The following is a 26,201-nucleotide window of genomic DNA, read 5'->3' on the forward strand; positions in this document are numbered from 1 at the left end:
AATCTCCTGAGCGGACAAGTCGCCGCGCAGATTAGGCCTTTCCCGCGCGGGCGAAAAGCGTCCGTCTGCGGGCGCGGGGGATCAGTCGCCAGAGCAGAAGGAGGATCAGCGCCAGAAGATAGACCGCCTCCTCCAGACGCAGCGTCTTGGCCGCGAGCAGCAGATGGATCGCGCCGCAGACCGCCGCCGGATAGATCAGCCGGTGCAGCTTCCCCCAGCCCGACCCCAGACGCCGGATCGCCCAGGAGCCGGAGGTCACGGCCAGAGGAACCAGCATCACGAAGGCCGCGAAGCCGAGCAGCAGAAAGGGCCGTTTGGCGATGTCGGCGAGGATGGGACCGGCGTCCTGAAGCTGAAGCGCCCGCAGATCCAGCAGCAGATAAGCCGTGAAATGGAACAGGGCGAACCAGAAGCAGAGCAGCCCCAGGGCTCTGCGCCAGCGGATGAGGTTGATCCCCGTCGTCTCGCGCAGGGGCGTGACGGCCAGCGTCAGGATCAGGAACCGCACCGCCCAGAGCCCGAGCATGTGTTCGAAGCTCTTGACCGGATCGGCGCCGAGCTGGTTCGTCGCGCCGAGGTAGAAGCCCCAGAGCGCGGGCGTCAGACCGACCAGGTAAAGCGGCCAGACGGGCAGGCGGCGCGGTCGCTGCGCTGCGGCGGCCCGAGGGGAAGGGGCGGTCAATATTTCGCCCGCAGATCCATGCCCGCATAGAGGCTCGCGACCTCTCCGGCGTAGCCGTTGAAGGAGAGGGTGGGGCGCCGGTCCGAGCCGAAGAAGCCTCCGGCGCCGATGCGCCTTTCGCTGGCCTGGCTCCAGCGGGGATGGTCCACCTCCGGATTCACATTGGCGTAGAAGCCGTATTCATGGGGCGCGAGGATGTTCCACGTCGAAGGGGGCTCTTCTTCGGTCAGGGTGATCTTCACAAGGGATTTCGCGCCCTTGAAGCCGTATTTCCACGGGACCACCAGCCGCACCGGAGCGCCGTTCTGATTGGGCAGCGTCTCGCCGTAGAGCCCCAGCGCGAGGATCGCCAGAGGATGCCGCGCCTCGTCCAGACGCAGGCCCTCGACGTAAGGCCAGTCGAGCGGCTGGAAGGCCCCGCGCTGGCCGGACATCTCCTCGGGGCGGACCACCGTCTCGAAAGCCACGTATTTCGCCGAAGCCAGAGGCTCCACCTGATCGAGCAGCGCCGAAATCGAGAAGCCCACCCAGGGAATCACCATGGACCAGGCCTCGACGCAGCGCATGCGATAGACCCGCTCCTCAAGACCGAGGCCGCGCAGGGCGTCGAGATCGAAGGTCCTGGGTTTGGCCACCAGCCCGCCCACCTCCAGAGTCCAGGGCTCGGGCCTGAAGGGGCCGGAGTTGCGGGCGGGATCGCTCTTGCCGCTGCCGAATTCATAGAAGTTGTTGTAGCTCGTGACGTCCTTCTGCGGCGTGAGCGGCTCGCCGGGATCATAGCCGCCCTTCGCGGCCTCCAGAGGCGCGGCCCGGGCCTGGCCGGATCCGAGCAGCCCCGCCGCGAGCGCGCCCGCCAGCAGCCTTCGCCGGTCCAGCCAGATCTCTTGCGGCGTGATCTCCGAGGGCGGAAGGACAGGCGGACGATAGACGGCCATGGCGAGGACTCCGGGCGAGGCGGGGACTTCGAACACATAGGTCCGCAGAGGGCCCCCGCAAAGGCCTCCGGCTTCACGGATCGGAGACGACGAAGGCCGCCCCGAAAGGCGGCCTCCTGCGGCGCAGGCGAGCCCGGAGCCTCAGAGCCCGAGCGAGCGGTAGGACAGCCCGATGCGCTGGATGGCCAGAATGAAGGCCGCCGTGCGCAGATCCACGCCTTCCTCGCGCCTGGCGCGCCAGATCTCGGCGATGTTGGAATAGGCCGTGCGCATGGTGTCGTCGAGGCCCGAACGCACGAGGTCCAGCTCGTCGGTGCCCTTGACGAAGGCCTCGCGCATCTCCGCCGGGAAGGGCTTGCCGGTCATGACCTCCAGCGCGCCGATCAGCTTCTCCTGACGCGCCTCCTCCTGACGGCGCTGCATCCGTCCGAAGCGGATGTGCTGCAGGTTCTTCACCCATTCGAAATAGGAGACCGTCACGCCGCCGCCGTTGGCGTACATGTCGGGGATGATGATCACGCCCTTCTCGCGCAGGATGCGGTCGGCGCCCGCCGTGACGGGGCCGTTCGCCGCCTCGATGATCAGAGGCGCCTTGATCCGCTCGGCGTTGGAGAGGTTGACCACGCCCTCCATGGCGGCGGGGATCAGGATGTCGCATTCGGCCTCGAGCAGGGAGGCCGCCTCGGCGACGTAGGAGCCGCCCTCGAAGCCTTTCACGCCGCCCGCGCCCTTGAGGTGCTCCTTGAGCTCCTCGATGTTCAGGCCCTTGGGATTGATCACGGCGCCGTCGCGCTCCAGCACCGCGACGACCAGGGCGTCGTCCTCCTCCGACAGGAACTTCGCGGCGTGATAGCCCACGTTGCCGAGCCCCTGCACGATGACCCGCTTGCCCTTCAGCCCGCCCTTGAGCCCCGTCAGCGCGACGTCCTGCTTGTGGCGGAAGAATTCGCGCAGGGCGTATTGCACGCCGCGTCCCGTGGCCTCGACGCGCCCCGCGATGCCTCCGAGATTCTTCGGCTTGCCCGTGACGCAGGCGGCGGCGTTGATGTCGTCGGTGCGGGTGCGGCGGTATTGATCGACGATCCAGGCCATTTCGCGCTCTCCGGTGCCCATGTCGGGCGCCGGGACGTTGGTCGCCGGATTGATCAGGTCGCGCTTGATCAGTTCGGAGGCGAAGCGGCGGGTGATGCGCTCCAGCTCCTCTTCGGTCCAGGCGCGCGGGTCGATGCAGAGCCCGCCCTTGGAGCCGCCATAGGGCACCTCCATGACCGCGCATTTGTAGGTCATGAGCGCGGCCAGAGCCTCGACCTCGTCCTGATCGACGTTCGGCGCATAGCGGATGCCGCCCTTGACCGGCTCCAGATGCTCTTTATGGACCGAGCGATAGCCGACGAAGGTCTGCATCTCGCCGCGCAGCCGCACGCCGAAACGCACCGTATAGGTCGAATTGCAGACGCGGATCTTTTCCGCCAGACCCGGCGGAAGATCGACGTATTTGACGGCGCGGCGATACATCGCGTCCACGCTGTCCCGGAAGCTCGGCTCCGCAGCCTGATGGGCGTCCATTGTTTTCCTCCGTGATCCGCCGTCGTTCGCGGCGTTTGAGATCATGCGGGGCCCCGGCGCCAGAGGCGCGCAAGAGGCTCCCAGCCTTCTTGTCGCACGGGCTTCGGCACAGAGCGAGGAAAGTTTCAGGCCCCCCTCCGTGAGGGCGGCGGCGAAGGCCTGAGGAGGAAACGGAAAAGGGCGGCCCGAAGGCCGCCCTTGCAGAAACGTCGAGAGACGACCGGAGCCGCCCCCGGACGCCGGATCAGTTGGACGAAGCCGGAGCGGTCAGCGCGGATTCGACCGCCGTGCGCACCGGAGAGAACAGCCCCTCGGCGGCGCGCTCGACCGGAGCGGCCACGGCCTCCACGGCGTGCTCGACCGGGGTCGCGACGGCCTCGAAGGCGCGCTCGACCGCATTCGGAGCCGGAGCGGCGACCAGCGGCGTCACCGGAGTCGGGGCGCCGGTGGCCACGCCCGAAAAGGCGTCGGCGGGCGCGGGGGTCGGGATGGCGACCGGCGCCGGAAGAACCGGAGCGGCGGGCGCGGCGAAAGCCTCGACCGCGACCGGAGCGGCGACCGGAGCCGGAGCCGGAACGGCGACCGGAGCGGGCTGCGCGATGATCGCCTCAAGCTCGGCGGCGCTCAGCACGTTGGAGGCCGGAGCGGCTTCGACCGGAGCCGGAGCGGCCTGCGCCGGAACCACGAGGGCCTCGAGCTGCGCCGGAGCGGCGGCCGGAGCCGCCACGGCCTCGACCGGAGCCGCCACAGGCGCCGCAGCCGGAGCCGAGCCGAGATTGAAGGTGACGTCCGGGAAGGCCACGACGGTCGCCGGGGCCTGAACCAGGACGGGAGCCGGAACCGGAGCCGCGACGGGGGCGGCGACGGCTTCGACCGGGGCCGGGGCCGGGGCGGCGGGGGCCTCGACGGCGACCGCCGGAGCCGGGACCGCGACGGGCGCCGGCTGGGCGATGATCGCCTCGAGCTCGGCGGCGCTCAGCACGTTGGAGGCCGGAGCGGCGACGGGCGCCGGAGCCTCGGCCGCGACCACGGGGGCCGCGACGACCGGAGCCGCGACCACCGGAGCCGCGACGGGGGCGGCGGGCTGAAGCAGGCTCTCGACGGCGGTCAGGAAGGGGTCGGCGGGCGCAGGCGCCGCGACCGGAAGAGCGGCGGGCTGGGCGGCCGCGAGCGGCAGGCCCACAGCCTCGGCGCCGCTGGCGACGACGCCCGAAACGGCGTTCGAAGCCGCGTTGACGGCGGCGGTCGAAGCGGCGTCGACGACCAGGCCCGTCAGGGAGCCGTCCTGAGCCTTCGCAGGCGCAGCGCCGATCAGCATGGCGCCGCACATCAGAGCGGCCAGAGAAGTCTTGTTCCTCATGACGTGACGAATCCTTCGGTCGGCAAGATGAATCGGATGAAAAGCAACCTGCAGGGGAATGCCCCGACGGGCCGCACAGGGCAATCCCGAAAATCAAACGCGAAAAATTTGTAATGTTCGGGCGTCGGCGAAGCCCCGGGCGCCGCAAGGAGCGCCGGAGGCGGAAAGGCGGATCCTCGCCGCATCGCGGCGCCTTCGCGCGGAGCGGAGCGCCTCCCCGTCAGGGGAGAGGCTCCGTCGCCCGACCCGGCTCGGGAAAGCCGGGCCGGAACAGCCTCAGGAGGCGTTGGCGCGCAGACGGGCGGCGACGTCGTAGCGGCGGAAATCCTCGAGATCCCAGTCGCTGGAGCCGACCTGGCAGGCCGGACGGGCGTCGCCCGCCTGATAGATCAGCGAACCGACCACCGTGCCGCCCGCCTCGACGCAATAGGCCGCGGCGGCCGTCACGGCCGGAGGAGGAGCCACGACCGGCGGCGGAGGAGCGACCGCCGCAGCGGGCGGCGGCGGGGGCGGCGGAGGCGGAACGGGCGCGGGAGCCGCCGGGGCCGGCGGCGGAGCCAGAACCGCCGCGGCGGGCGCCGGGCGCGGAGCGGGCTTGTCGTCATGCCACCAACCACGGATGGTCGAGCAGCCCGCCACGGAGGTCGCGAGCAGCACGACCACGGCCGGAGCCATCAGCTTCTTCATGTCTTCATCTCCCAAGGTCGACGGTCGGCGAGACCGCGTCGGGAAGGGCGCGCGGCCCTTTCCCCCCAGCAAGAAGCCCGTAGGGCCTCCGCTTAACAGTCTTGTAAGAATTCGCAGAAGGATGCAACGGCGCTTGAACGTAAAACGTCCGATTTTCCCCATGTTGCGCGCGAGAGACGCGATTCGCAAGGCGCGCGGCGGAGCCTCCGGAGAAAGACCCCTCAAGCCCGGGCTTGCGGCGGCGAAGGCTGAAGCGGAGCCGCGAAGGGAATCGGGGCGTCGGCCTGCGCCGCCTTGAAGGCCCTCCGCCGTCGCCGCAGACGCTCCCAGGCGTAGCCGTCGGGGTCGAGGCGGGCGGAGCGGATCGTGTCGAGCGCCGCCTCCCGGACGGGCGCGAGATCGGTCCCCGGCGGCAGATCGCGCCCCAGACGCGCCTCGGCGCACTCCAGAGCCGCCTCCAGATCGGCCTCCGAGATCAGGCCGTGCAGCAGCCAGTTCGCCAGATGCTGCGCGCAGAGGCGCTGGGTGGCGAAATCCTCGAAGCGCTTCTCGTGGCGCGGCGAGCTATGCAGCGCGAAGGCGACTCCCCCCCGCAGCCAGCCGTCGAGATAGGCCAGCAGCGTGAAGGCGTTCCCTTCGGTCTCGGCGCGGATCTCCTCGGGGCCGGGCAGGGCTCCGGGCGCCAGCAGCGGCGGGCGGAGCATCTCCTCCAGAGCGGTCCGGCGGCCCAGAACCCCGAGCGTCGTCTGACGCGCCCGCGGATCGGCCCGGTGATATTGCGTCGCCATGAGCGTGGCGGTGCGCGGCGAAACGGAGGTCATGGCGGTGGCGCCTCCGCCGCCCGCCTCGGCGATGCGCCAGGACAGCAGCTCCGCCATGCGCCGCGGCCGCGACCAGCCCGAACGCTCGACCTTGGCGCGGCCGTTGAATCCGACCTCCACGGCCATGTCCACGACATGCCGTTCGTAGGCCCGCCGCCAGCCGAGGGTCTTCAGATCGGCCAGCCGCGCGACCGGTCCGGCCTCGGTCGCGGCGCGGATCTCTCCGGCGCAGCGGTCGCCCAGGCCGGAGCTCATGAAGACCAGGCGTCGGCGCAGGGGCCGCAGCGCCGACTTCAGGTTCAGCCCGAGCCGCCGCTCCTCGACCATCAGCCCGACCTTCAGCGTCAGGGGCGGCAGCCGCAGGCATTCCTCGACGCGCCCGAAGATCTCGGCGGCGAGGGCGCATTCGTCGGGGGCGTGCATCTTGGGCAGCCCGAGATAGATCGACCCTTCCTCGCTGTTGCGGATCATGCGGTCTCCCCGGACGCGCGGCAGGTCGTGGAGCCCGCAGAGGGCCATCATCATCACGTCGAGCATCATCTCGGGGATCTCGGAGCCGTCCGGGAGCAGGACCGCGGGCGTCGTCGGATTGAGCCCCGCCACCCGCGTCATGGCCAGAGCCCGCCCCTTCAGCCGCAGGGTCCGGCCGCCCGGGGCGCTCCAGAAGCGGTCCGGGGCCAGGGACAGCCGCTCGCCCGAGGGCGTCGTCGCCTCCAGCCGCCCCTGCGAGAGCGCCAGCCAGTTGCCGTAGGAGCGCAGCTTGTCCGCGGCGTCCACGGCGCAGCAATGGTCCTCCAGATCGCCGAGCAGCGTCAGCGCGCTTTCGAGCACCAGATCCGAGAGCCCCGCCGGATCTCCGGCGGACAGAGGCGAATCGGGATCGAAGCGCATCTCGACGTGCAGGGCGTTGTTGCGCAGGAGCAGGGCCTCCGGGCGTTCGGGGGGGGCCGCGCCAGCCCACGTGCTTGGCGGGATCGGCGAGCTCGGTCTCGCGGCCGTCGGCGAGGATCGCGCGGAGGGTCTCGTCGGGGCCGATCAGATAGCGCCGCGCCTCGGCGTGGCTTCCCTGCGCCAGAGGGGCGATCTCGTCGAGGAAGCCGCGCAGCCAGAGGCGCGCGCGCGTCAGCCGCTCCGGATCGAGCGGCGCCCCCTCGGGCAGCGGCGCAGGCGAGACGGCGTCCGTGTCGTGCAGGATGCGCAGGAGCCCGCCCCAGCGCGCGTTGAGGCCCCGCAGCAGATTGGCGGCGTCGTCGAAGGGGCCGATGAAATGCGGCGCCGGGATCCTGGAGATCTCGACGTCCACGCCGGGCGGCGCGATCTCGAAATGCGGCTCCTCGGGCTCCAGATAGCCGATGGAGGCGAGAAAGGCCATGTGGGCGGCCTCGTCGAGGGGCGCGCCGCGTCGGGCGCGCATCCAGACGTCGAGCTTGCCCTGGAGGTCGGCGCGACGCTCCAGCAGCCAGGCGCGGCGATGTCCGAAGTCGCGGGCCAGCCGCGCCAGCCCGAGCCAGACGTCCCGGGCGCAGGCCCCCGAGCCGGGCAGCGCCTCGCGCTCGACGAAGGCGTGAAGCGCCGGGTCGATTCGGAGGCCTTGGACGGAGATGCGATGCGGCACGGGATTCTTCCCGGCCCGCGCTGGGTGCGGGCCTGGTCTCGGATGTTGACAGGAGAATGTTGAACGCAAGGTGAAGCCGGATGGAATCTCCTCGCGGCGCCGCCGGATTCCGTCCGGAGGCGTCAGTTGCTGCGGCGGATGGCGCCCCAGGCGTCGGGCTGGTCCACGAGGCTGCGGTAGAAGGCGAGGGTGCGGTCGGCGTCGGCGCGGGCGAGGTCGCGGCGCAACAGGCGCTCGGCGCCGGCGGAATCGCCCTGGAGGCTCAGCACGAGGGCCAGATTCTGCCGCACCCGGGCGTCGGCCTCCGGGGCGCCGAGGGCGGCGCGCAGGGTCTTTTCGGCGCCGGGGAGGTCTCCGCCCATGGCCTGCGAGAGTCCGGCGTTGTTCAGCACGGCGGCGTCGTGAGGCGCGAGGGCGACGGCGCGGTCGTGATGGGGGCGGGCCTCGGCGTGGCGTCCGGCGTAGTCGTAGGCCGCGCCGAGGGCCGAGCGCAGGTCCGGGCCGTCCTGGCCCTGGGCGAGGGCCTGCTCCAGAACGGTGACGGCCTCTTCGGGGCGTCCGTCGGCGGCGAGGGTCTTGCCGAGCTCCTGGGCGAAGCGGGGATCCCGGGGCGCGGCCCGCAGTCCGGCGCGCAGGGCGCGTTCGGCCTCCTCGTTGCGTCCGAGGAGCCGCAGATGGCGTCCGAGCTGATAGGTCGCCTCCATGTTCTCGGGCTGGGCCCGCGTGATGGAGGACCAGTGCGTCGCCGCCGCGAGGGGCTGGCGGGCGCGGGTGGCCTCTTCGGCGGCCTCGCGGAGATAGACGAGGGGATCCTCGGGGGCGTCCGGATTGAACTGCGAGGAGACGTCCTGATTGAAATCGGGGCGCGCCGTCGAGCTCATGAAGCCGAGGCTCGGGGGCTTGCTGGACACCGGAGAGCTGGCGGAGCCGCCGCCGAAGGCCCGCTCCATCGAGGAGCAGCCGCCCAGCAGCAGCGCCGCGCCGAAAACCGACGCGAGGGCGCGGGCGGCCACGGAGGACGCGGCGGAGGCGGCGGCGCGGGTCATGCGGAGACTCCTGAAGACGGCGCGAAGGCTGGAAGCGCCTCCCGACGGGCGCAGCATCCCGCAAGCGGGTCAACAGAGTTTTAACGTCCGCTTCCCGAAGGGCGCCCTGCGGCGAAGGGGAGCGCGCGCTTCCGGTCAGGATCCGGCGGGGCGGGGGGCTTCCCCTCCTTCTGCTGCGGAAGCAACGCTGGCGCTCGGGGCTTCTCCCGCGTATGGGTGGGGGGCTCGCCGCAGGAGGCCTTGATGACGCGATCCCCCGACATTCCCCTTGATTCCCCGGGGGCTCCGGCCGATTTCGCTCCGGAGTCCGAGGCGCGGTCCGCGCGGCCTCTGCGCGCGCTGACGCCTGCGGAGCTTCCGGACTGGGTCGGGGCGCATCCGCGCGGAGGCGCCTGGGCGGCGGCGACGGAATTCACCGCGCGCGAGGGCGCGATCCTGACCCTGCCCGACGCCTCGGGCGCTCTGGAGGGGGCGCTCTTCGGGCTGGGCGCGGGCGGGCGGCTCGCGGAGCCGCTGGCCTTCGGCGCGGCGCCCTGGGGATTGCCCGAAGGCGTCTGGCGGCTGGAGGGGCTGGAGAAGCCCGAGGAGCTGGAGGCGGCGGCTCTGGGCTGGCTGCTGGGCTCCTATAAATTCACGCGCCATCGGCCTTTGGACCGGGCTCCGGCGCGGCTGCTGGCGCCCGAGGGAATCGACGCGGCGAAGATCCGTCGTCTGGCGCGAGGGGCCTTCCTCGCCCGCGACCTGATCAACCGTCCGGCCAATGATCTCGGCCCCGAGGCGCTGGAGGCCGAAGCCCGCGCGGTGGCCCGGGCCGGCGGAGCTGAGATCTCCGTGATCCTCGGCGACGAGCTGCTGACGGCGGATTATCCCCTGATCCATGCGGTGGGCCGGGCGGGGCCTCAGGCGCCGCGCCTCGTCGATCTGCGCTGGGGAGATCCCGAGGCGCCGAAGGTCACGCTGGTGGGCAAGGGCGTCTGTTTCGACACCGGCGGGCTCGACATCAAGCCCTCCTCGAACATGCTCCTGATGAAGAAGGACATGGGCGGCGCGGCGGCGGCGCTCAGCCTGGCTCAGAGCCTCATGGATGCGAAGGCGCCCATCCGGCTGCGGGCGCTGCTGCCCATCGTCGAGAACAGCGTCGGCTCCGACGCCTTCCGTCCCGGCGACGTGCTGAATTCGCGCGCGGGCCTGACGGTCGAGATCGGCAACACCGACGCCGAAGGCCGCCTCATCCTCGCCGACGCCCTGACCGAAGCCGATTCCGAGGCGCCGCAAGTCCTGATCGACTTCGCGACGCTCACCGGCGCGGCGCGGGTGGCGCTCGGGCCGCAGCTTCCGCCGCTCTTCACCGACGACGAGGCTCTGGCGGCGGATCTTCTGGCGGCGGGTTCGGCTCTGGCGGATCCGCTCTGGCGTCTGCCGCTCTGGCCGGGCTACGAGGCGGATCTCGCCTCGCCGGTGGCCGACCTCAACAACGCGCCCGGCGGAGGCTTCGCCGGAGCGGTCACGGCGGCGCTCTTCCTGAAGCGCTTCGTGAAGCGCGCCGGAGCCTGGGCCCATCTCGACATCTACGGCTGGACCCCCAAGGCCCGGCCGGGCCGCCCCATGGGCGGCGAACAGCAGGGAGCGCGCGCCGTCTACGGCGCGCTGGCGAAACGCCATGGCTTCTAGGAGCGCCGCCTTGGGCAAGACCCCGCCGAAATTCGATCCTCGCATGACCCCCGCCCGCCCCGATCTGGCGGCGGCCTGGCTGAAGGGCGAGGTCGAGGCCGCGCGCTTCGTCGAAGGCGAGAAGCGGATCCTGCTCGGGCCCTTCGCGGCCCTGACGCGGATCCCCGACGCCTCGGCGCCGCTCGACAGCATGATCCTCTACGGCGAGCCCTTCGAGGTCTATGAAGACAAGAGCGGCTGGGTCTGGGGGCGCTCCGGCGTGGACGGCTACGTCGGCTACGCGCCTTCGGCGGGCTTCCTGCCCGCCGCCGAAGTCCCGGAGCCGACCCACAAGGTGATCGCCGCCACCACGCATCTCTATCCCGAGCCGAAGGCGAAATGCTATCCGCTCGGCGCCTTGCCGCGTCTGGCGCGGGTGGCGCCGACGGGGCGGGTCGAGAACGCCTTCGCCGAAATGGCCGATGGATTGTGGATTCCGCAGGTCCATCTGGCCGCGCTCGACGCTTGGGAGCCCGATTACGTGCTCTCGGCTTACGGATTTCTGGGCGCGCCCTATCTCTGGGGCGGCCGCACGGCGGCGGGCGTCGATTGCTCCGGGCTGGCGCAGATGGCGCTGGCCATGGCGGGCATGGACGCTCCCCGCGATTCCGACCTTCAGGAAGCCGCCCTCGGGCGGCCTCTGGAATCCGGCGAGAAGCTGAGACGGGGGGATCTCGTCTTCTGGCCGGGCCATGTGGGGATTCTGACCAGCCCGCGCGGGCTGATCCACGCCAACGGCCATCACATGGCCGTGGCCGCCGAGCCGCTGCGCGACGCCGTCGACAGGATCGGAGCGCCCCGCAGCTATCGGCGTCTGCCCCTGCGGCGACGCCTCACGCAAGACTGATGACCGAAATTCCAAGGAGAGGCGTTATGAGCAGACGCGCCCACCCCCTGATGAGCGGCCTTGCGGCCCTCGCCCTCTTGACCGGAGGCGTCGCCTTGGCGACCCCGGAGGCCGCCGCTCAGGCGACCGCGACGACTCCGCCCGTGACTCCGCAGAAACAGGCCGAATTCGCGGTCTGGGTCGCGAATTTCAAACGCGAGGCCGTGGCGGCGGGAATCCCGCCGCAGATCGTCGAGCGCGCCTTCCAGGGCGTGACGCTCAACGCCCGCGTGATCGAGCTGGACGGCCGTCAGGCCGAATTCACGACGCCGATCTGGACCTATCTGGGCAACATGGTCACCGACGCCCGCGTCACGAAGGGCCGCGAGAACTACGCCGCCCTCGACATGACCCTGCGGCGCGTCAACCAGACCTACGGCGTGGATCCTGCGGTGGCGGTGGCCATCTGGGGCGTGGAGTCCAATTACGGGGCGAATTACGGCAATTACTCCGTGATCGAGGCGCTGGCCACCCTGGCCTTCGACGGCCGCCGCGCCGACTGGGCGCGCGGACAGCTCATGGAGGCGCTGAAGATCCTCGCCAGCGGCGACATCACCCCCGAGCGCATGAAGGGCTCCTGGGCGGGCGCCATGGGCCACACCCAGTTCATCCCGACGAGCTTCACCGCCTACGCCGTGGACTTCACCGGCGACGGCAAGCGCGACCTCTGGGGCGCCGATCCGAGCGACGCCGTGGCCTCCACGGCCAATTACCTCGCGAAGAGCAAGTGGCGCACCGGCGAGCCGGTCTTCATGGAGGTCTCGGTCCCGCCGAATCTCGACCCCTCCGAATTGCGCGACTCGGTGAAGAAGAGCACCGTGGACTGGGCGCGTCTGGGGGTGCGTCCGCTGAGCGGGGCGCCTCTGCCGAACATCTCCGAGGCTTCGGTGATCCAGCCTGCGGGGGCGCGCGGCCCGGCCTTCATGATCTTCCCGAACTTCGGCGTGATCCGCCGCTACAACAACGCCACGAGCTACGCCCTCGCGGTGGCGCATCTGGCCGACCGCATCAAGGGCGGAGGGCCTCTGCGGGCCGTCTGGCCGGAGGGCGACAAGCCGCTCTCGCGCACCGAGATCGAGGAGTTCCAGCGCCTGCTTCTGGCTCTGGGCCATGATCCCAAGGGCGTGGACGGCCGCCTCGGCTCCGGCACCCAGGAGGCCCTGCGCGCCTATCAGCGGGCTCAGGGCCTGCCCGCCGACGGCTACGCCACGGCGGATCTGCTGAACCGTCTGCGGCGGACCGCGGGCGTGGCGGCTCCGGCGACCGCTCCGGTCCAGGTCCTCGCTCCGGCTGCGCCCGCCGGGCCGATCCTGACCGCCGGACCCCTGACCGCTCCGCCGCCTCTGGCGCCCGCGCCGGTCTGGACGCCGCAGCCTCAGCCCTTTCCGCAGCCGCCCGCCCTCAGCGGCGACCGCTGGCTGACTGCCCCCGCCCCCCAGCCGACGCCCTATGCGCCCCAGCCCTACGCTCCCCAGCCTCAGCCGGGCTACGCGCCTGCGCCTCCGGGCGGAGGCATGGCGCCGGTGCGTTCGCCGGGCGACCAGGGCGCCTTGCGGGGCGCCTCTCAGGACGGAACGCGCTGGGTGGCCGCGCCCACGCCCGCCGCTCCGCCGACGGCTTCTCCGGCCCTGCAGGTCGGGGCTGCGGATCCGCAGCTTCAGCGCGTCCAGGGCCGCCTGGCGCAGCTCGGCTACGACGTCGGCCCCGCCGACGGCCGCATGGGTCAGCGCACGGCTTCGGCCATCGCGGCGGCGGCGGCCTCGGCGGGCCTGCCTCCGCGCGGCGAGCTCACGCCCGAGTTCCTGCGCGCGCTCGGCCTCTGAAGCCCTGCGGCGAGAGAAGTTCGGCCTTACCCGGTCCTTCAGGATCGGGTAAGGCTTTCGCGTTCACATGTTCGTCGTAAATGAAACCCGAGGAGTCGAGTCTCCATGCCCGAGTTGATGCGCGCCGCCGAGATCCGCATTCCGGGAGGCCCGGAGGCTCTGGTGGTCGGGGGGCGTCCGCAGCCCATGGTCGGGCCGCATGAGGCGCTGATCGCCGTCGAGGCGGCGGGAGTCAACCGCGCCGACGTGCTCCAGCGCGAAGGCCGCTATCCGCCTCCGCCGGGCGTGACGGACATTCCGGGCCTCGAGGTCGCGGGGCGGGTCTTCGAGGTCGGCCCCCAGGTGACCCGCGTGCGTCCGGGAGACCGGGTCTGCGCCCTGGTCTCGGGCGGAGGCTACGCCGATTACGCGACCGTCCATGAAGGCGCCGTGCTGCCCATTCCCCGGGGTCTGGACATGATCCACGCCGCCGCCCTGCCGGAGGCCTGCTTCACCGTCTGGACCAACGTCTTCGAGCGCGGCCAGCTCGCCGAGGGCGAGACCCTGCTCGTGCATGGCGGGACCAGCGGAATCGGCGTGACGGCGATCCAGATCGCGAAGGCCTTCGGCGCGCGGGTGATCGTCACCGCCGGGACCGCCGCCAAATGCGACGCCTGCCGCGAGCTCGGGGCGGATCTGGCGATCAACTACAACGAGAAGGACTTCGTGGAGGAGGTCAAGGCCTTCACCGCCGGACGCGGCGCGGACGTGATCCTCGACATGGTGGGCGGCGACTATCTGCCGCGCAACGTCAGGGCGGCGGCGCGCGACGGCCGCATCGTCAACATCGCCTATCAGAACGGCTCGCGGATGGAGTTCGACTTCCTGCCCGTGATGCTCAAGCGCCTGACCGTCACCGGCTCGACCCTGCGCATCCGCAGCGACGAGGACAAGGCCGGAATCGCCGAGGCCCTGCGGGAATACGTCTGGCCTCTGGTGGAGTCGGGGCATCTGCGGCCCGTCGTGGATTCGGTCTTCCCGCTGGAGCGCGCCGCCGACGCCCATCGGCGCATGGAAAGCTCGCAGCACGTCGGCAAGATCATGCTCGAGATCTGAGGCCGCCCCGCTCGCGCGCTTGCGACCATGGGCGCAGGGCGGCGGCCTTGCCCCTCGCGGCGCGAGCCTCTAGCTTTCCCCGGAAATCCGATCCGGGGGAAAACGCTCGTGAGCTTCTGGCTTCCCGCCTTGATTCTGACCGCTCTGGCTCTGTCCTGGCCTCTGGCGGCGTTGTTGCGCGCCCGTCCGGCGCCGCTTCCGCGCGTCGCCCATGAGGCGGAGGCGCTCAAGGCGCAGATCGCCGAGATCGCCCGCGACCAGACGCGCGGGATCGTCTCGCCGGAGGACGCCGCCTCAGCGCGGCTGGAGCTCTCCCGACGCCTCCTCAAGGCCGACGCCGCCGCAGCCGGGACTCCCGAGGCCGCGCCGCGTCGCGGAGCGCCTCTGGTCGCGGGTCTTCTGGCGGCGGGAGTCCTCGCGGCGGCGGGCGGAGTCTACGCCCGGATCGGCGCGCCGGGCCTGCCGGACCAGCCTCTGGCCGGACGCGGCCCGGAAGGCGCCATGCTGGCGGCTCTGGGCGCGGCGGGCGGACGCCTGAGCCAGCGTCAGGCCGAGAGCCTCGCCGAGGCGCGGGGCGCGCGGCCCAGGGTTCCGGAGCCGCCTGCGCCGCCTGCGGGCGAGCCGCCCCTCCCGGAGCTTTACGCGCGCCTGCGTCAGGCCGTGGCCGCCAACGCGCAGGATCCTCAGGGCCTGGCGCTTCTGGCGGGCTTCGGGGCGCGACTGGGGCATTTCGAAGAGAGCTGGCCCGCCTATCTCTCGCTGGCCGACCTGACCGCAGATCCCGCCGAGGCCGCCGCCCTCAGGGCGCGGGCGGTGGGCGCGATGGCGCTTGCGGCGGGGGGCTACGTCTCGCCGGAGGCCGATTCCGCCATGGCCGCCGCCCTGCGCGAGGCGCCGGAGGAGGCGTCCTTCGCGCGGGGGCTGCGGCTTCTGGCTCTGGAGGGGCCGGAGGATCCGCGTCGGGCCCGCGAGATCGCCCTGGGGCTGCTGGAGGGCGCGGATTTCGCCCCCGCCCCCACGGCTCAGGACGTGGCCGCCGCCGGAGCGATGAGCGCCGACGACCGCGCCGCCATGATCGAGGGCATGGTGGAGGGCCTCGCCGCGCGGCTGGAGGAGGAGCCCCGGAATCTCGAAGGCTGGATCCGGCTCGTGGGGGCCTGGGGCGTCCTCGGCCGCGAGGAGGAGCGCCGCGCCGCTCTGGCTTCGGCCCGCGCGGCCTTCGCGGGAGACGCGACGGCTCTGGCGCGCCTTGCGGCGGCGGATCGGGAGTCGGCGCCATGAACGGCCTCCTGCGCCCCATGACCGTCGAGGAGCTGGCGGAGATCCTGCCTCAGCGCGGCCCCCTGCTCGGGCTGGACCCCGGCGCGAAGACCATCGGCCTCGCGGTCTCGGACGGGCTGCGCCGCACGGCGGCCGCCGTCGAGACCATCCGGCGCGGCAAGTTCGCCGAGGACGCGGCGCGTCTGGCGGCCTTCGCCGCCGAACGGGGCGTCTGCGGGATCGTGCTGGGCCTGCCGCTGAACATGGACGGCACCGAAGGTCCGCGCGTGCAGTCGGTGCGGGCCTTCGCGCGGAATCTGGCGGCGGTCCTGCCTCTGCCGATGGCCTTCTGGGACGAACGCCTCTCCACGGCCGCCGTCGAGCGCGCCATGCTGGAGGCCGACCTCACGCGCGGCAAGCGCGCCGCCGTGGTGGACCGCCTGGCGGCGGCCTATATCCTGCAAGGGGCGCTGGACCGGCTGGAGGTTCTGGCGCGCTTCGCCGCCGGAGCCTCCGGCGAGGAGGACGAGGAGGATCCATGGCGCTGAATCCGGAGAGCCCCTGCGTGAACATCTGCGTGATGGACGAAGAGTCGGGGCTTTGCGTCGGCTGCCTGAGGACCATCGATGAAATCATCGCCTGGGGAGGGCTTGCGTCGGAGGCCCGCCGCGCCTTGATGAAGGCTCTGCCCGAGCGCAAGGCCCGGCTCGGCGCGCGGGCGCTGAAGCGCCTCGCGATCCTGACCCGCGCCAGAGGAGAAGCTTCATGAACGGCGGCCGGATCTTCCTGATGATCGCCGTGGCGCTGGGGCTGTTCTGGCTGGCGCGGCGCGATCCCGGAGTGCTGTCCAATCCCGACAACATCGCGCGTCTGGTCGTGCTTCTGGGCTTCCTGTCGCTCTTCGTCTTCGCCTGGGGACGCAACCGGCGTTCGCGCGGCGAGGGCGGGAGGAGCGGGGCCTTCATGGCTCTGGTCTGGGTGGGGATCTTCGGCGCGCTGATGCTGGGCTACAACCTCGTGACCGGAAGCCGCGCCGCCCGCGACGCGGCGGAGTTCGCGCGGGTCTCGGGCATGGAGGATCCCGGCGCGGGGGCGCGTCAGCTGACGCTGGCCAGAGGCCGCGACGGTCATTTCCATGTGGAGGCCCAGGTCAACGGCATGCCGCTGCGCATGATGGTGGACACCGGCGCCAGCTCCATCGCCCTCCCCTACGAGGATGCGGAGGCCCTGGGGATCTCCACCGGCCGCCTCGCCTACATCGTCGAGGTGCGCACCGCCAACGGCGTGACCAGAGCGGCGCCCGTGATCCTCGACTCCCTGACGCTCGGGCCGATCACGATGCGCGACCTGCGGGCGACCGTCGCGCAGCCGGGCGCTCTGGAGACGCCGCTTCTGGGTCAGGGCGCGCTGAACCGCCTTCAGGGCTATCACGTTCAGGGAGACCGGATGATCCTGACCGGACGCTGAGGGCCGGACTGCGGGGGGCGGCGCTTGAAAAGCGGCGCATCGGGGCCTAGCTTCAGGCGGATCACGTCGCGCGAGGAGGGAATCACATGGCGATGCAGGCAGCCGACATCGAAGCCTTGCTTCGGGAGGCCTTTCCCGGAGCCGTCATCGAGATTCAGGATCTCGCCGGAGACGGAGACCATTACGCCGCCACCGTCGTCGCCGGAGAGTTTCGCGGCCTGAACCGCGTCCAGCAGCATCAGCTCGTCTATGCGGCGCTCAAGGGCAAGATGGGCGGCGAGCTGCATGCGCTGGCGCTTCAGACCAGCGCGCCCCCCGCCGACGCCTCCTGAGGCTGCGGCCGCACTCTCGTCCCGACGCCTCCCGAGGCGGCGGCCGAGGCCCCCAGCGGCCGCTCCGGAAGCGCCGCCAGATCAAGGAATTCCGACATGTCGGAGAACCCCGCCTTCGCCCAGATCGACGAGATCGTGAAGGGCAACGACGTCGCGCTGTTCATGAAGGGCGTCAAGACCATGCCGCAATGCGGCTTTTCGGCGAAGGTCGCCCAGATCCTCCAGTATCTCGGAGTCGAGTTCAAGGACGTGAACGTCCTCCAGAGCAACGAGCTGCGCGACGGGATCAAGAGCTACGCCAACTGGCCGACCATCCCCCAGCTCTACGTGAAGGGCGAGTTCATCGGCGGCGCCGACATCGTGACCGAGATGACCCTCTCGGGCGAGCTGGACCAGCTCTTCGAGGAGAAGGGCGTGAAGTTCGACAAAGCCCGCGCCGAAGAGATCCGCGCCCATAACAAGGCCGCCTCCTGAAGCTCCTGCGCGCCCGCCGCAAGGACGACGAACCACCGGAGCGACCGGAGCGGCGGAGAAATCCGCCGCTTCCGCATCCGCGCAAACCACTGGGCTCCGCCTCGCCCTCCCTCTATAGCTGAGGGCGCGGAGGGCCCCGTCCGGTCGGCCCGGATCGCGCATGCGGGAGAAACGAATTGGGCGGCTCCATCTTCCTGAAGTCCGGCGCGGTCCTCGCGCTCACTCTGGCGCTGGGCGCCTGCGAGGCGGCCCGCATGGCGCCTCCGCTGGAGCATCAGGGGCGCAGGGCTCAGGCCTCCTTCGTCGGGGCCAGGCATATGCTTCAGCACAGCCTGTCGCTGGTCTCCACCGAATCGGCGAGCGTCGCGGTCGCGAAATACGACGAATTCGGCTATGGAATCGACGTGAGCGCCTCCTCCAACTGGCGTCTGCTGTCCATCCGCTCCGCCTCCACCCCGGAGAAGGAGCTCGTCTATGTGCCTCAGCGCGAAGGGCGCTCGGCGAACGGGCTCGTCTCGAAGGGCGTGGTCCTGCTCAGCGACGAGGATTACCGGCGCGCTTCCGAAAGCGGCCTTCAGCTCCGGTTGACGGGCGTCAGGAAGGGCGAGCCCTTCATCACGCAGCCCAACGACGGCGGCGTCGGCTTCCTCGAAGGCTTCATTCCGCCCGAGATCTTCCGGGATCTCTCCGAGGTGCCCGAGCGCTGGAAGAGATAGGCGGCTTCAGTCTCCTGCGGCGGCCTCCATGGCCTCCATGTCCTCGTCGGAGAAGCCGAGGTGATGGCCGATCTCGTGGATGAGCACATGGGCGATGACGTCGCCCAGGGCTTCGTCGTGTTCGGCCCAGTAGTCGAGGATCGGCCGCCGGTAGAGCCAGATCAGATTCGGCGCAGCCCCCGTCTGGGGCGTCGCGCCCCCCTGAGGCAGCCCCACGCCGTGAAACAGCCCCAGCAGGTCGAATTCGCTTTCGGCCCCCAGGGCGTCGAGGGTCTCCTCGTCGGGGAAGTCGGCGATGCGCGAGACCACCCCCGCCTTGCGGCAGGCCTCGCGGAAGATCTCCGGCAATTCCGCGAAGGCCCGGTCGGCGATGGCCTGGAAGGCCTCCAGATCCGGGGCTCTGGCCGAGGCCCAGTCCTGATGTGAAAGCTCGCCCATCGCCTGCTCCCTGAAGTCTGCGCCGCACGAGGAAAGGGCGCGAGGGGCATCCTGCCCGCCCGCGCCCTCCCGATCAAGCCGCAGAGAAGCTCAGACCGCCTCGCCCCGGATCACGGCCATCTGACGCACGATCACCTGAGCCTGACGCGCCGAAGCGATGTCGATCAGCTTGCCGTCGAGGGTGGCGGCGCCCTGACCCTGGCGGGCGGCCTCCTCCATGGCGGCGAGGATGCGCTTCGCCTGACCATGGATGGCCTCCGAGGGCGTGAAGACCTCGTTGGCGATGGCCACCTGTTTGGGATGGATCGCCCATTTGCCCACGCAGCCGAGCGTCGCCGAGCGGGTCGCCTGAGCGCGGTAGCCGTCGGAATCGGAGAAATCGCCGAAGGGGCCGTCCACGGGCAGGAGCCCGTAGGTCCGGCAGGCGGCGACCATCCGCGTGATGGGGTCATGCCAGGGATCGGCGTAGAAGAATCCGCGGGCGCCTTCGGTCTCGGCGGGGGCGAGCATGCCGTAGCCGCTCTGGGTGCCGCCGATTCCGGTGATCTGCATGCCCATGGAGGCCGCGTAATCGGCGACGCCGAAATGCAGCGCCTTCAGGCGGGGGCTGGCGCCCGCGATCTCCAGCACGTTGGCGGATCCGGCGGCGGTCTCGATGATCGCTTCGAGCTCCACGCGGCGCTTGCGGCCGATCTCGGCCTCGACGCCCGAGACCACCGCGTCCAGAGCGTAGATGTCTTTTGCGTTGCCGGCCTTGGGCAGCATGATCATGTCGAGGCGGTCGCCCGCGCGGGCGATCAGCTCGACGGCGTCGCGGTGCCAGAAGGGGGTGTCGAGACCATTGATGCGCACCGAGAGGGTCTTGCTCCCCCAGTCGATTTCGGAGACCGCCCTGATGATGGCCTCGCGGGCGGCGGGCTTGTCGTTGGGCGCGACGGAATCCTCGAGATCGAGGGTGATGACGTCGGCGGCGCTCAGGGCGGCCTTGGCGAAGAGTTCGGGACGCGAGCCCGGCGCGAAAAGCTGGCAGCGATTCGGGCGCGCGGGGGAGGGAGGCTGAACGAGAAAGCTCATGAGGATCCTCGGAGGCGATGGGCCGCAGGGCCACGGCGGAGACGCCGCTTCGGCGTTGCGAAAGCAACATGTCCTCTTGAGTTCGGGAAGGGAAGCAAGATTCTTTCGCAAATCCGGAGAAAACCCCGCCGACTTTCGTCGCATCCGGAGATTTTCGAGCCCGCAAGGCCACGGAAATCAGCGACTTGAGACGAATTCCCCCCGTGCGCCTTGCATATGCGCCGTAAGTAAGGTTTAGCTGCGTTCAGCATGCGACGCCCCGGAGATCAAGGTTTGACGATGAAGAAAGCCCGACTGCTGGCGCTCGCCGCCGCCACGATTCTCAGCGGCTGCGCGCAAGGCGGCGTGGATCCCTTCGCGGGCGCCTCCGCGCCTCCGCCCGCCGAGGAGCCGCAATATTTCGTGCGCTATCCCGACGGCACCATCGCGCCGGTCGCGCCTTCGGTGGTGGCGGGGTTCGGCGCGCCTCCGGGCGCGGGCGTGGTCTATGCGCCGCCGCTTCAGGTCCAGGCGCCGGGGGCGCCCGCTCAGGCGCTCTATCACGCCGAGCCGCCGCCCCGGATCGTCGCGCCTCAACCCGTTCCGGCGCCCGTCGCGCCTCAGCCTCTCGTGCTTCAGGCGGCTCAGGTCCAGCCGCCCGTCCAGACGCCTGCGCCTGCGCCTCGTCCGACGCTGTCGGGTCCGCCGCGGGTCGCCTATGTCGGGCCGCCGCCCGAGGCCGCGCCTGCGCCGCTCGATTTCCCGCCCGTCCCGGCGCCTGCGCCGCGTCCGGCCGCCGCCGCGGCTCAGGGCGGGGCGCCCCAGATGGATCCGGCCCTCGCCGAGGCCCTGCGTCGTCAGGGCATCGACCCCAGCGAGGTGGTCGGTCTTGAATATGACGGCGGCGGCGGAGCCTTCGCGGGCTCCGGCCTTCCGGCGCCCGGCCCCATGGCCGCCCTGACGCCGCCTTCCGCGCCCGTCGCGGCGCGCGGCATGGCGCCGGTGGTCTCGCCCCGCGACGCCGCCGCCGGTCCCCGGACGCCTCAGGCCCTGCCCGGGGCTCCGGCGCCGCGCCCTGCGCCCGCCGCGGCTCAGGGCGGAGCGCCCCAGATGGATCCGGCCCTCGCCGAGGCCCTGCGCCGTCAGGGCATCGACCCGAGCGAGGTGGTCGGCCTCCAGATCGAGGGGGGGCTTGCGGCGATTTCGCCGGGAGCCGCTCCGGCTCCGGCGCCCGCCCGGAGCGCGGGTCCGCTCTCGCGCGAGGGCGCCACGGGCGCGCCTTCGGCGGCGCCTGCGCCGCGCATGAGTCCGCTGCGTCGGCCCGTCCCGACGGCCCAGCCTTCTTCTGCGACGCGTCCTTCCGCGCCCGCTCCGCAGCAGACCCGGACCGCCGCCGCCGCGCCTCAGGCTGCGCCGCGGGCCTCGGCGCCGCGTTCGGCCGCGACGGGGATCGCGGGCAGCTCCTGGCGTCTGTCGATGCTGCGGGGCCAGCCGGTCGCGCCGGGGGTGGAGCTGCATTTCGACGGCGCCGAGAATTTCGCGGGCGGCTCCGGCCCCTGCAGCCCCTACAGCTTCGACTTCACGGAGGGCGCGGGCGGCGCGCTGGCGGTGAACGGCGTGGGCGCCGATCCGCGCGCCTGCGGCCGTTCGGAGGAGGAGGAGCGGTATTTCACGGCTCTGAACCTCACCAGCGGCTACCGGATCTCTCCGGAGGGCGACATGGATCTTCTCGGCGCGGGCGGGGCGCTGCTGGCGAGCTTCCAGCCGCTCTGAGCCGTCGCGCCCGGAGGAGACAGGATCAGGCGGGGGCTTCGGGCTCCCGCCTTTTTCATGCGCGGAGGATCCTTAACGCCTTTGGGACAGGATGGGCCTCGCGCGGCTTGGGCGCGGTCTGGGAGGGGCTTTCGGCTCGGGGCGGATGTGGAGCAGGCTTGGTGTCTTCGTCGGAACCCTGTTCCGGATCGCGCTTCTGGGTCTGGTCCTGGCCCTCGCCGCGAGCATGCTGCGGGGGCGGTTCGGGCCCGAGGCGCTCTGGTCGGGGTTGAGCCTGGGCGGCCTGGCTCTGGCGGCGCTGAGTCCTCCGCTGGCCTGGCTCCGGGCGCGGCGCGGCCTGCGGGCGGCGCAGGAGGTCCGGCGCCTCGCCGAGCGCGCGCGGCTTCTCTCGGAGGCGGATCGTCACCGGGCGGCCCTGACGCGCAATCTGGCGCGGGCGGTCCGGCGCAACGACTACGGCGCCGTGACCTCAGACAAGCGGCCGGAGGCTCTGGAGGAGTTCTTCGCGAGCGTGAAGCTGGATTTCGGCCTGATCGACCGGACGGAGGCTTCGGCTCTGGTCTCGGAGCGGCTGGCCGGGCGCAAGCGCGAGCCGCGCAAGCCGCGTTTCGACCCTGAATCCTTGCCGGAGGACGGCCTCGCCTTCGAGGCCTGGGTGGCGGAGGCGCTGTCGGGCTTCGGCTGGACGGCGCAGACCACGCCCGGTTCGGGAGATCAGGGGCTCGACGTGATCGCGCGGCGCAACGGCAAGACTCTGGGGGTGCAATGCAAGCTTTACCGGTCTCCCATCGGGAACCGGGCCGTTCAGGAGGCCCATGCGGGGAAGGCCTTTCACGGCGTGGATGCGGCGGCGGTCCTGTCGAACGCGGCCTTCACGCCGAGCGCGCGGGCCCTGGCGGAGGCGACGGGGGTGAAGCTCTTCTCGCCCCACGACATTCCGGAGCTTTACGAAAAGACCTTCGGCGGGCGGCGGCGCTCGGCGTGAGGGCGCGGGGCCGCCTTCGGGATGATTTCGCAAGGCTTTGATTTTCTGCGGGAAATCTGGCTGGGGCGGGAGGATTCGAACCTCCGCATGGCGGAATCAAAATCCGCTGCCTTACCACTTGGCGACGCCCCAAAGCGCGCGCAACCTAGTCGCATCCCCGCAAGCTGACAAGACCTCTCCTGAAGGGGGCTTCCGGAAAATCCGGAGATATCCCGCGCTCAGGGCCAGATCTCGTCGGAACAGGCTTGAAAAGCTCTTGCGCCCCGGCCCGAGCCCCGATATAAGCCGCCTCCAGCGAGACGGAGTATAGCTCAGCCTGGTAGAGCGCTACTTTCGGGAAGTAGAGGCCGCGTGTTCGAATCACGCTACTCCGACCATTCCGCTTCGCTGAAAGGCCCGTCCTCCGGAGACTCTTCCGGGCGTGGGCCTTTTTCGTTTCCCCTTGAAATTCCTGACGAAATCCGTCGCACATCAATCTTGCGTGAAGTCGCGGCTTCCCTGAATCCTGTTGCGCGGCAACAGGAAATGCGCGATAGAGGCCGCAGGTTCCGAAGCGCGGTCACGTCTTTTTTTCTCATCCTTTAGAAGGGGGTGAGAAGGGCGTCACGCCGCCGCGCAACGTCCCCTGATCGCCGCAGGAGGCGTCGGGCCGCCCATCCGGGCCGCCGGGCCCACACCCAGCCGGGGGACGCTCATGACCATCACTGTCGGGAAAGACACGCTCCAGACGCGCCGAAAGCTCGTCATCGGAGACGACGTCTATTGGCTCTACTCCATCGAGGCGGCGGACAGGACGTCCACCGGAAACGGGCGTTTCGCGCGTCTTCCGCGCTCGCTGAAGGTGGTTCTGGAGAATCTCCTCCGCAACGAGGACGGCCGCAACGTCACCACCGAAGACATCGGCGCCTTCGGCCTCTGGGCCGAAGAGGGCGGCAGATCCGACCGCGAGATCGCCTATCAGCCCGCCCGCGTGCTCATGCAGGACTTCACCGGCGTCCCGGGCGTGGTGGACCTCGCCGCCATGCGCGACGCCATGGTGGCCCTCGGCGGAGATCCCGAGAAGATCAATCCGCTCTCGCCGGTGGATCTGGTCATCGACCATTCGGTGATGGTGGACGAATTCGGCCAGCCGCGCTCCTTCCAGAGCAACGTCGACCGCGAATACGAGCGCAACCTCGAGCGCTACCAGTTCCTGAAATGGGGCCAGAGCGCCTTCGCGAATTTCCGCGTCGTGCCGCCGGGCACCGGCATCTGCCATCAGGTGAACCTCGAATATCTCGGCCAGACCGTCTGGCTGGACCGCGACCAGCGCGGCGATCAGGTCGCCTATCCCGACACTCTGGTGGGCACCGACAGCCACACCACCATGGTCAACGGCCTGGCGATTCTCGGCTGGGGCGTGGGCGGCATCGAGGCCGAGGCGGCCATGCTGGGTCAGCCGGTGTCGATGCTCATCCCCGAGGTGGTCGGCTTCCGTCTGACGGGCAAGCTGCGCGAGGGCGTCACGGCGACCGACCTCGTGCTGACCGTCACGCAGATGCTGCGCAAGAAGGGCGTGGTCAACAAGTTCGTCGAGTTCTACGGCGACGGCCTCGACGACCTGCCGCTGGCCAATCGCGCGACCATCGCCAACATGGCGCCCGAATATGGCGCGACCTGCGGCTTCTTCCCGGTGGATTCCGAGACCCTGCGTTATCTGCGCGCCACCGGCCGCGACGAGAAGCGCATCCGGCTGGTCGAGGCCTACGCCAAGATCCAGGGGCTCTGGCGCAACCGGGGCGACGCGGATCCGGTCTTCACCGACGCGCTCGAACTGGACATGGGAGACGTCGAGCCTTCGCTGGCCGGTCCGAAGCGTCCTCAGGACCGCGTGGCGCTGACCGCCGCCGCGGGCAGCTTCGAGAAGGCGCGCGTCGAGCTGCGCAGCGTGAAGGGCGCCGAGCCCGGAGAGCCGCGCGTGGCCGCCGTCCCCGGAGCCGACTACGTGATCGGCGACGGCTCGGTGGTGATCGCGGCGATCACCAGCTGCACCAACACCTCGAATCCCTATGTGATGATCGCGGCGGGCCTGGTGGCGCGCAAGGCGGCGGCGCGCGGCGTCGCGCGCAAGCCCTGGGTCAAGACTTCGCTGGCGCCGGGCTCTCAGGTGGTCTCCGAATATCTGGAGCGCGCCGGACTCCAGACCGATCTCGACGCGCTCGGGTTCAACCTCGTGGGCTACGGCTGCACGACCTGCATCGGCAATTCCGGCCCGCTGCCCGAGGAGATTTCGGCGGCGGTCAGGGAAGGCGACCTCATCGTGGCTTCGGTGCTCTCGGGCAACCGCAACTTCGAGGGCCGCGTCCATCCCGAGGTGCGCGCCAACTACCTCGCCTCTCCGCCGCTGGTGGTGGCCTACGCCATCGCGGGCACGATGAACATCAACCTTGCGGAAGACCCCATCGCCACCGACGCCCAGGGCCAGCCGGTCTATCTGCGCGAGATCTGGCCGACCTCCGCCGAGGTGGCCGAGCTGGTCGAGCGCACCGTGACCCGCGACGCCTTCGTGGCGAAATACAGCGACGTCTTCGCGGGCGACGACCAGTGGAAGGCCATCGTCGCCGGAGAGGGCGAGACCTACGGCTGGGACAAGACCTCGACCTACGTCCAGCACCCGCCCTATTTCGAGGGCATGGGCATGGAGGCCGGCGAGATCTCGGACGTGAAGAACGCCCGCGTTCTGGCGATCTTCGGCGATTCGATCACCACCGACCACATCTCGCCCGCCGGCGACATCAAGGCGGGCAGCCCGGCGGGCTCCTACCTCAGCGAGCATGGCGTGGAGCGTCGGGACTTCAACTCCTACGGCTCGCGGCGCGGCAACCACGAAGTCATGATGCGCGGCACCTTCGCCAACATCCGCATCAAGAACGAGATGGTGCCGGGCGTCGAGGGCGGCGTGACGATCCACGTCCCCACCGGCGAACAGATGTCCATCTACGACGCGGCGATGAAATACGCCGCCGAAGGGTCGCCTCTGGTCGTCTTCGCGGGCAAGGAGTACGGCACCGGCTCCTCGCGCGACTGGGCGGCCAAGGGCACCGTGCTGCTGGGCGTCAAGGCCGTGATCACCGAGAGCTTCGAGCGCATCCACCGCTCGAACCTGGTGGGCATGGGCGTGATCCCCTTCCAGTTCGTGGAGGGCCAGGACCGCAAGTCGCTCGGCCTCACGGGTCAGGAGCTGGTGAGCATCCCCGATCTCGGGAACGTGCGCCCGCGCCAGATCGTCAAGGCGACGCTGACCTCGCCCGACGGCTCGACCCGCGAGATCGACCTCCTCTGCCGGATCGATACGGAAGTCGAGATCGACTACCTCAAGAACGGCGGCGTGCTGCATTACGTGCTGCGCAATCTGGCCCGGGCGGCCTGATCGCGCCCGCCTTCGGGCGGCTGAAACAGGAAACCCCCGCCTTCGCAGGAAGGCGGGGGTTTCTCATG

23 protein-coding genes, 2 tRNA genes and 1 pseudogene are annotated in these 26,201 nt (G+C 70.7%); 15 read left to right on the forward strand and 11 right to left on the reverse strand.

Features of this window, described 5'->3' with window-relative positions:
* Positions 1 to 31 precede the first annotated feature (31 nt).
* The 8 genes and pseudogenes from msrQ to PHN62_RS05560 all read right to left on the reverse strand — a co-directional run bounded on the left by msrQ (position 32) and on the right by PHN62_RS05560 (position 8,712).
* Complete coding sequence (gene msrQ / locus PHN62_RS05525; RefSeq protein WP_300147462.1) at positions 32 to 682, reverse strand: protein-methionine-sulfoxide reductase heme-binding subunit MsrQ; 651 nt, start codon at positions 680 to 682, stop codon at positions 32 to 34.
* Positions 679 to 1,617: a protein-methionine-sulfoxide reductase catalytic subunit MsrP gene (gene msrP, locus PHN62_RS05530; protein ID WP_300147622.1), complete on the reverse strand. Its 939-nt coding sequence runs from the start codon at positions 1,615 to 1,617 to the stop codon at positions 679 to 681. Before msrP ends, msrQ begins: the two co-directional genes overlap by 4 nt.
* 141 nt (positions 1,618 to 1,758) lie before the next feature.
* Positions 1,759 to 3,183 carry a Glu/Leu/Phe/Val dehydrogenase dimerization domain-containing protein gene (locus PHN62_RS05535; RefSeq protein WP_300147465.1) on the reverse strand — a complete coding sequence of 475 codons (1,425 nt, stop codon included), beginning with the start codon at positions 3,181 to 3,183 and terminating at the stop codon, positions 1,759 to 1,761.
* A gap of 244 nt (positions 3,184 to 3,427) precedes the next feature.
* Entirely contained in the window at positions 3,428 to 4,543 is a 1,116-nt protein-coding gene (locus PHN62_RS05540) for a hypothetical protein (protein WP_300147468.1), read from the reverse strand.
* 276 nt (positions 4,544 to 4,819) lie between these two features.
* A complete protein-coding gene (locus PHN62_RS05545; protein ID WP_300147471.1) occupies positions 4,820 to 5,230 on the reverse strand; it encodes a hypothetical protein in 411 nt (136 codons plus the stop codon).
* A gap of 221 nt (positions 5,231 to 5,451) precedes the next feature.
* Positions 5,452 to 6,942: a hypothetical protein gene (locus PHN62_RS05550; protein WP_367186999.1), complete on the reverse strand. Its 1,491-nt coding sequence runs from the start codon at positions 6,940 to 6,942 to the stop codon at positions 5,452 to 5,454.
* 100 nt (positions 6,943 to 7,042) lie between these two features.
* Positions 7,043 to 7,666, reverse strand: a pseudogene (locus PHN62_RS17415) (malate synthase G); the annotation flags it as partial.
* 122 nt (positions 7,667 to 7,788) lie between these two features.
* Positions 7,789 to 8,712: a tetratricopeptide repeat protein gene (locus PHN62_RS05560; protein ID WP_300147475.1), complete on the reverse strand. Its 924-nt coding sequence runs from the start codon at positions 8,710 to 8,712 to the stop codon at positions 7,789 to 7,791.
* Between the two features lie 243 nt (positions 8,713 to 8,955).
* On the opposite strand from PHN62_RS05560, the gene PHN62_RS05565 reads away from it, so the two are divergent.
* The 11 genes from PHN62_RS05565 to PHN62_RS05615 all read left to right on the forward strand — a co-directional run bounded on the left by PHN62_RS05565 (position 8,956) and on the right by PHN62_RS05615 (position 18,475).
* A complete protein-coding gene (locus PHN62_RS05565; protein WP_300147477.1) occupies positions 8,956 to 10,383 on the forward strand; it encodes a M17 family metallopeptidase in 1,428 nt (475 codons plus the stop codon).
* Positions 10,384 to 10,393: 10 nt separating this feature from the next.
* Positions 10,394 to 11,269: an NlpC/P60 family protein gene (locus PHN62_RS05570; protein WP_300147480.1), complete on the forward strand. Its 876-nt coding sequence runs from the start codon at positions 10,394 to 10,396 to the stop codon at positions 11,267 to 11,269.
* A 26-nt stretch (positions 11,270 to 11,295) separates the two neighbouring features.
* Positions 11,296 to 13,131, forward strand: coding sequence for a lytic murein transglycosylase (locus PHN62_RS05575; RefSeq protein ID WP_300147483.1), 1,836 nt, complete (start codon positions 11,296 to 11,298; stop codon positions 13,129 to 13,131).
* Positions 13,132 to 13,236: 105 nt separating this feature from the next.
* Complete coding sequence (locus PHN62_RS05580) at positions 13,237 to 14,226, forward strand: NAD(P)H-quinone oxidoreductase (RefSeq protein WP_300147486.1); 990 nt, start codon at positions 13,237 to 13,239, stop codon at positions 14,224 to 14,226.
* A gap of 108 nt (positions 14,227 to 14,334) precedes the next feature.
* Positions 14,335 to 15,507 (forward strand): c-type cytochrome biogenesis protein CcmI, encoded by a 1,173-nt coding sequence (ccmI, locus tag PHN62_RS05585; protein WP_300147488.1) that lies wholly within the window; start codon positions 14,335 to 14,337, stop codon positions 15,505 to 15,507.
* Entirely contained in the window at positions 15,504 to 16,034 is a 531-nt protein-coding gene (gene ruvX / locus PHN62_RS05590) for a Holliday junction resolvase RuvX (RefSeq protein ID WP_300147491.1), read from the forward strand. Before ccmI ends, ruvX begins: the two co-directional genes overlap by 4 nt.
* Positions 16,025 to 16,255, forward strand: coding sequence for a DUF1289 domain-containing protein (locus PHN62_RS05595; RefSeq protein WP_300147494.1), 231 nt, complete (start codon positions 16,025 to 16,027; stop codon positions 16,253 to 16,255). Before ruvX ends, PHN62_RS05595 begins: the two co-directional genes overlap by 10 nt.
* Complete coding sequence (locus PHN62_RS05600) at positions 16,252 to 16,953, forward strand: TIGR02281 family clan AA aspartic protease (RefSeq protein ID WP_300147496.1); 702 nt, start codon at positions 16,252 to 16,254, stop codon at positions 16,951 to 16,953. The genes PHN62_RS05595 and PHN62_RS05600 overlap by 4 nt, the downstream gene beginning before the upstream one ends.
* A gap of 86 nt (positions 16,954 to 17,039) precedes the next feature.
* Positions 17,040 to 17,285 carry a BolA family protein gene (locus PHN62_RS05605; RefSeq protein WP_300147498.1) on the forward strand — a complete coding sequence of 82 codons (246 nt, stop codon included), beginning with the start codon at positions 17,040 to 17,042 and terminating at the stop codon, positions 17,283 to 17,285.
* Between the two features lie 96 nt (positions 17,286 to 17,381).
* On the forward strand, positions 17,382 to 17,759 hold the full coding sequence (grxD, locus tag PHN62_RS05610) for a Grx4 family monothiol glutaredoxin (RefSeq protein ID WP_300147502.1): 378 nt from the start codon (positions 17,382 to 17,384) through the stop codon (positions 17,757 to 17,759).
* A gap of 176 nt (positions 17,760 to 17,935) precedes the next feature.
* Entirely contained in the window at positions 17,936 to 18,475 is a 540-nt protein-coding gene (locus PHN62_RS05615) for a hypothetical protein (RefSeq protein WP_300147505.1), read from the forward strand.
* Positions 18,476 to 18,481: 6 nt separating this feature from the next.
* On the opposite strand, the gene PHN62_RS05620 is transcribed toward PHN62_RS05615, so the two are convergent.
* Both PHN62_RS05620 and PHN62_RS05625 read right to left on the reverse strand, forming a co-directional pair.
* Positions 18,482 to 18,913: a metallopeptidase family protein gene (locus PHN62_RS05620; RefSeq protein ID WP_300147507.1), complete on the reverse strand. Its 432-nt coding sequence runs from the start codon at positions 18,911 to 18,913 to the stop codon at positions 18,482 to 18,484.
* Positions 18,914 to 19,003: 90 nt separating this feature from the next.
* On the reverse strand, positions 19,004 to 19,987 hold the full coding sequence (locus PHN62_RS05625; RefSeq protein ID WP_300147511.1) for a CoA ester lyase: 984 nt from the start codon (positions 19,985 to 19,987) through the stop codon (positions 19,004 to 19,006).
* A gap of 279 nt (positions 19,988 to 20,266) precedes the next feature.
* Here PHN62_RS05625 and PHN62_RS05630 point away from each other — a divergent pair, with 279 nt between their 5' ends.
* On the forward strand, positions 20,267 to 21,739 hold the full coding sequence (locus PHN62_RS05630) for an META domain-containing protein (protein WP_300147513.1): 1,473 nt from the start codon (positions 20,267 to 20,269) through the stop codon (positions 21,737 to 21,739).
* Between the two features lie 145 nt (positions 21,740 to 21,884).
* Positions 21,885 to 22,724, forward strand: a complete 840-nt coding sequence (locus PHN62_RS05635) for a restriction endonuclease (protein WP_300147516.1) — start codon at positions 21,885 to 21,887, stop codon at positions 22,722 to 22,724.
* 57 nt (positions 22,725 to 22,781) lie between these two features.
* Here the strand turns inward: PHN62_RS05635 and PHN62_RS05640 are convergent.
* Positions 22,782 to 22,856: transfer RNA gene (locus PHN62_RS05640), tRNA-Gln, on the reverse strand.
* A gap of 168 nt (positions 22,857 to 23,024) precedes the next feature.
* Here PHN62_RS05640 and PHN62_RS05645 point away from each other — a divergent pair.
* Positions 23,025 to 23,101: transfer RNA gene (locus PHN62_RS05645), tRNA-Pro, on the forward strand.
* A gap of 317 nt (positions 23,102 to 23,418) precedes the next feature.
* The gene (gene acnA / locus PHN62_RS05650) at positions 23,419 to 26,133 is read left to right on the forward strand and encodes an aconitate hydratase AcnA (RefSeq protein ID WP_300147519.1); all 2,715 of its coding nucleotides are present in this window, start codon (positions 23,419 to 23,421) and stop codon (positions 26,131 to 26,133) included.
* Positions 26,134 to 26,201: the final 68 nt, after the last annotated feature.

This window comes from Neomegalonema sp. (assembly GCF_028688855.1).
Classification (GTDB): Bacteria; Pseudomonadota; Alphaproteobacteria; order Rhodobacterales; family Rhodobacteraceae; genus Neomegalonema.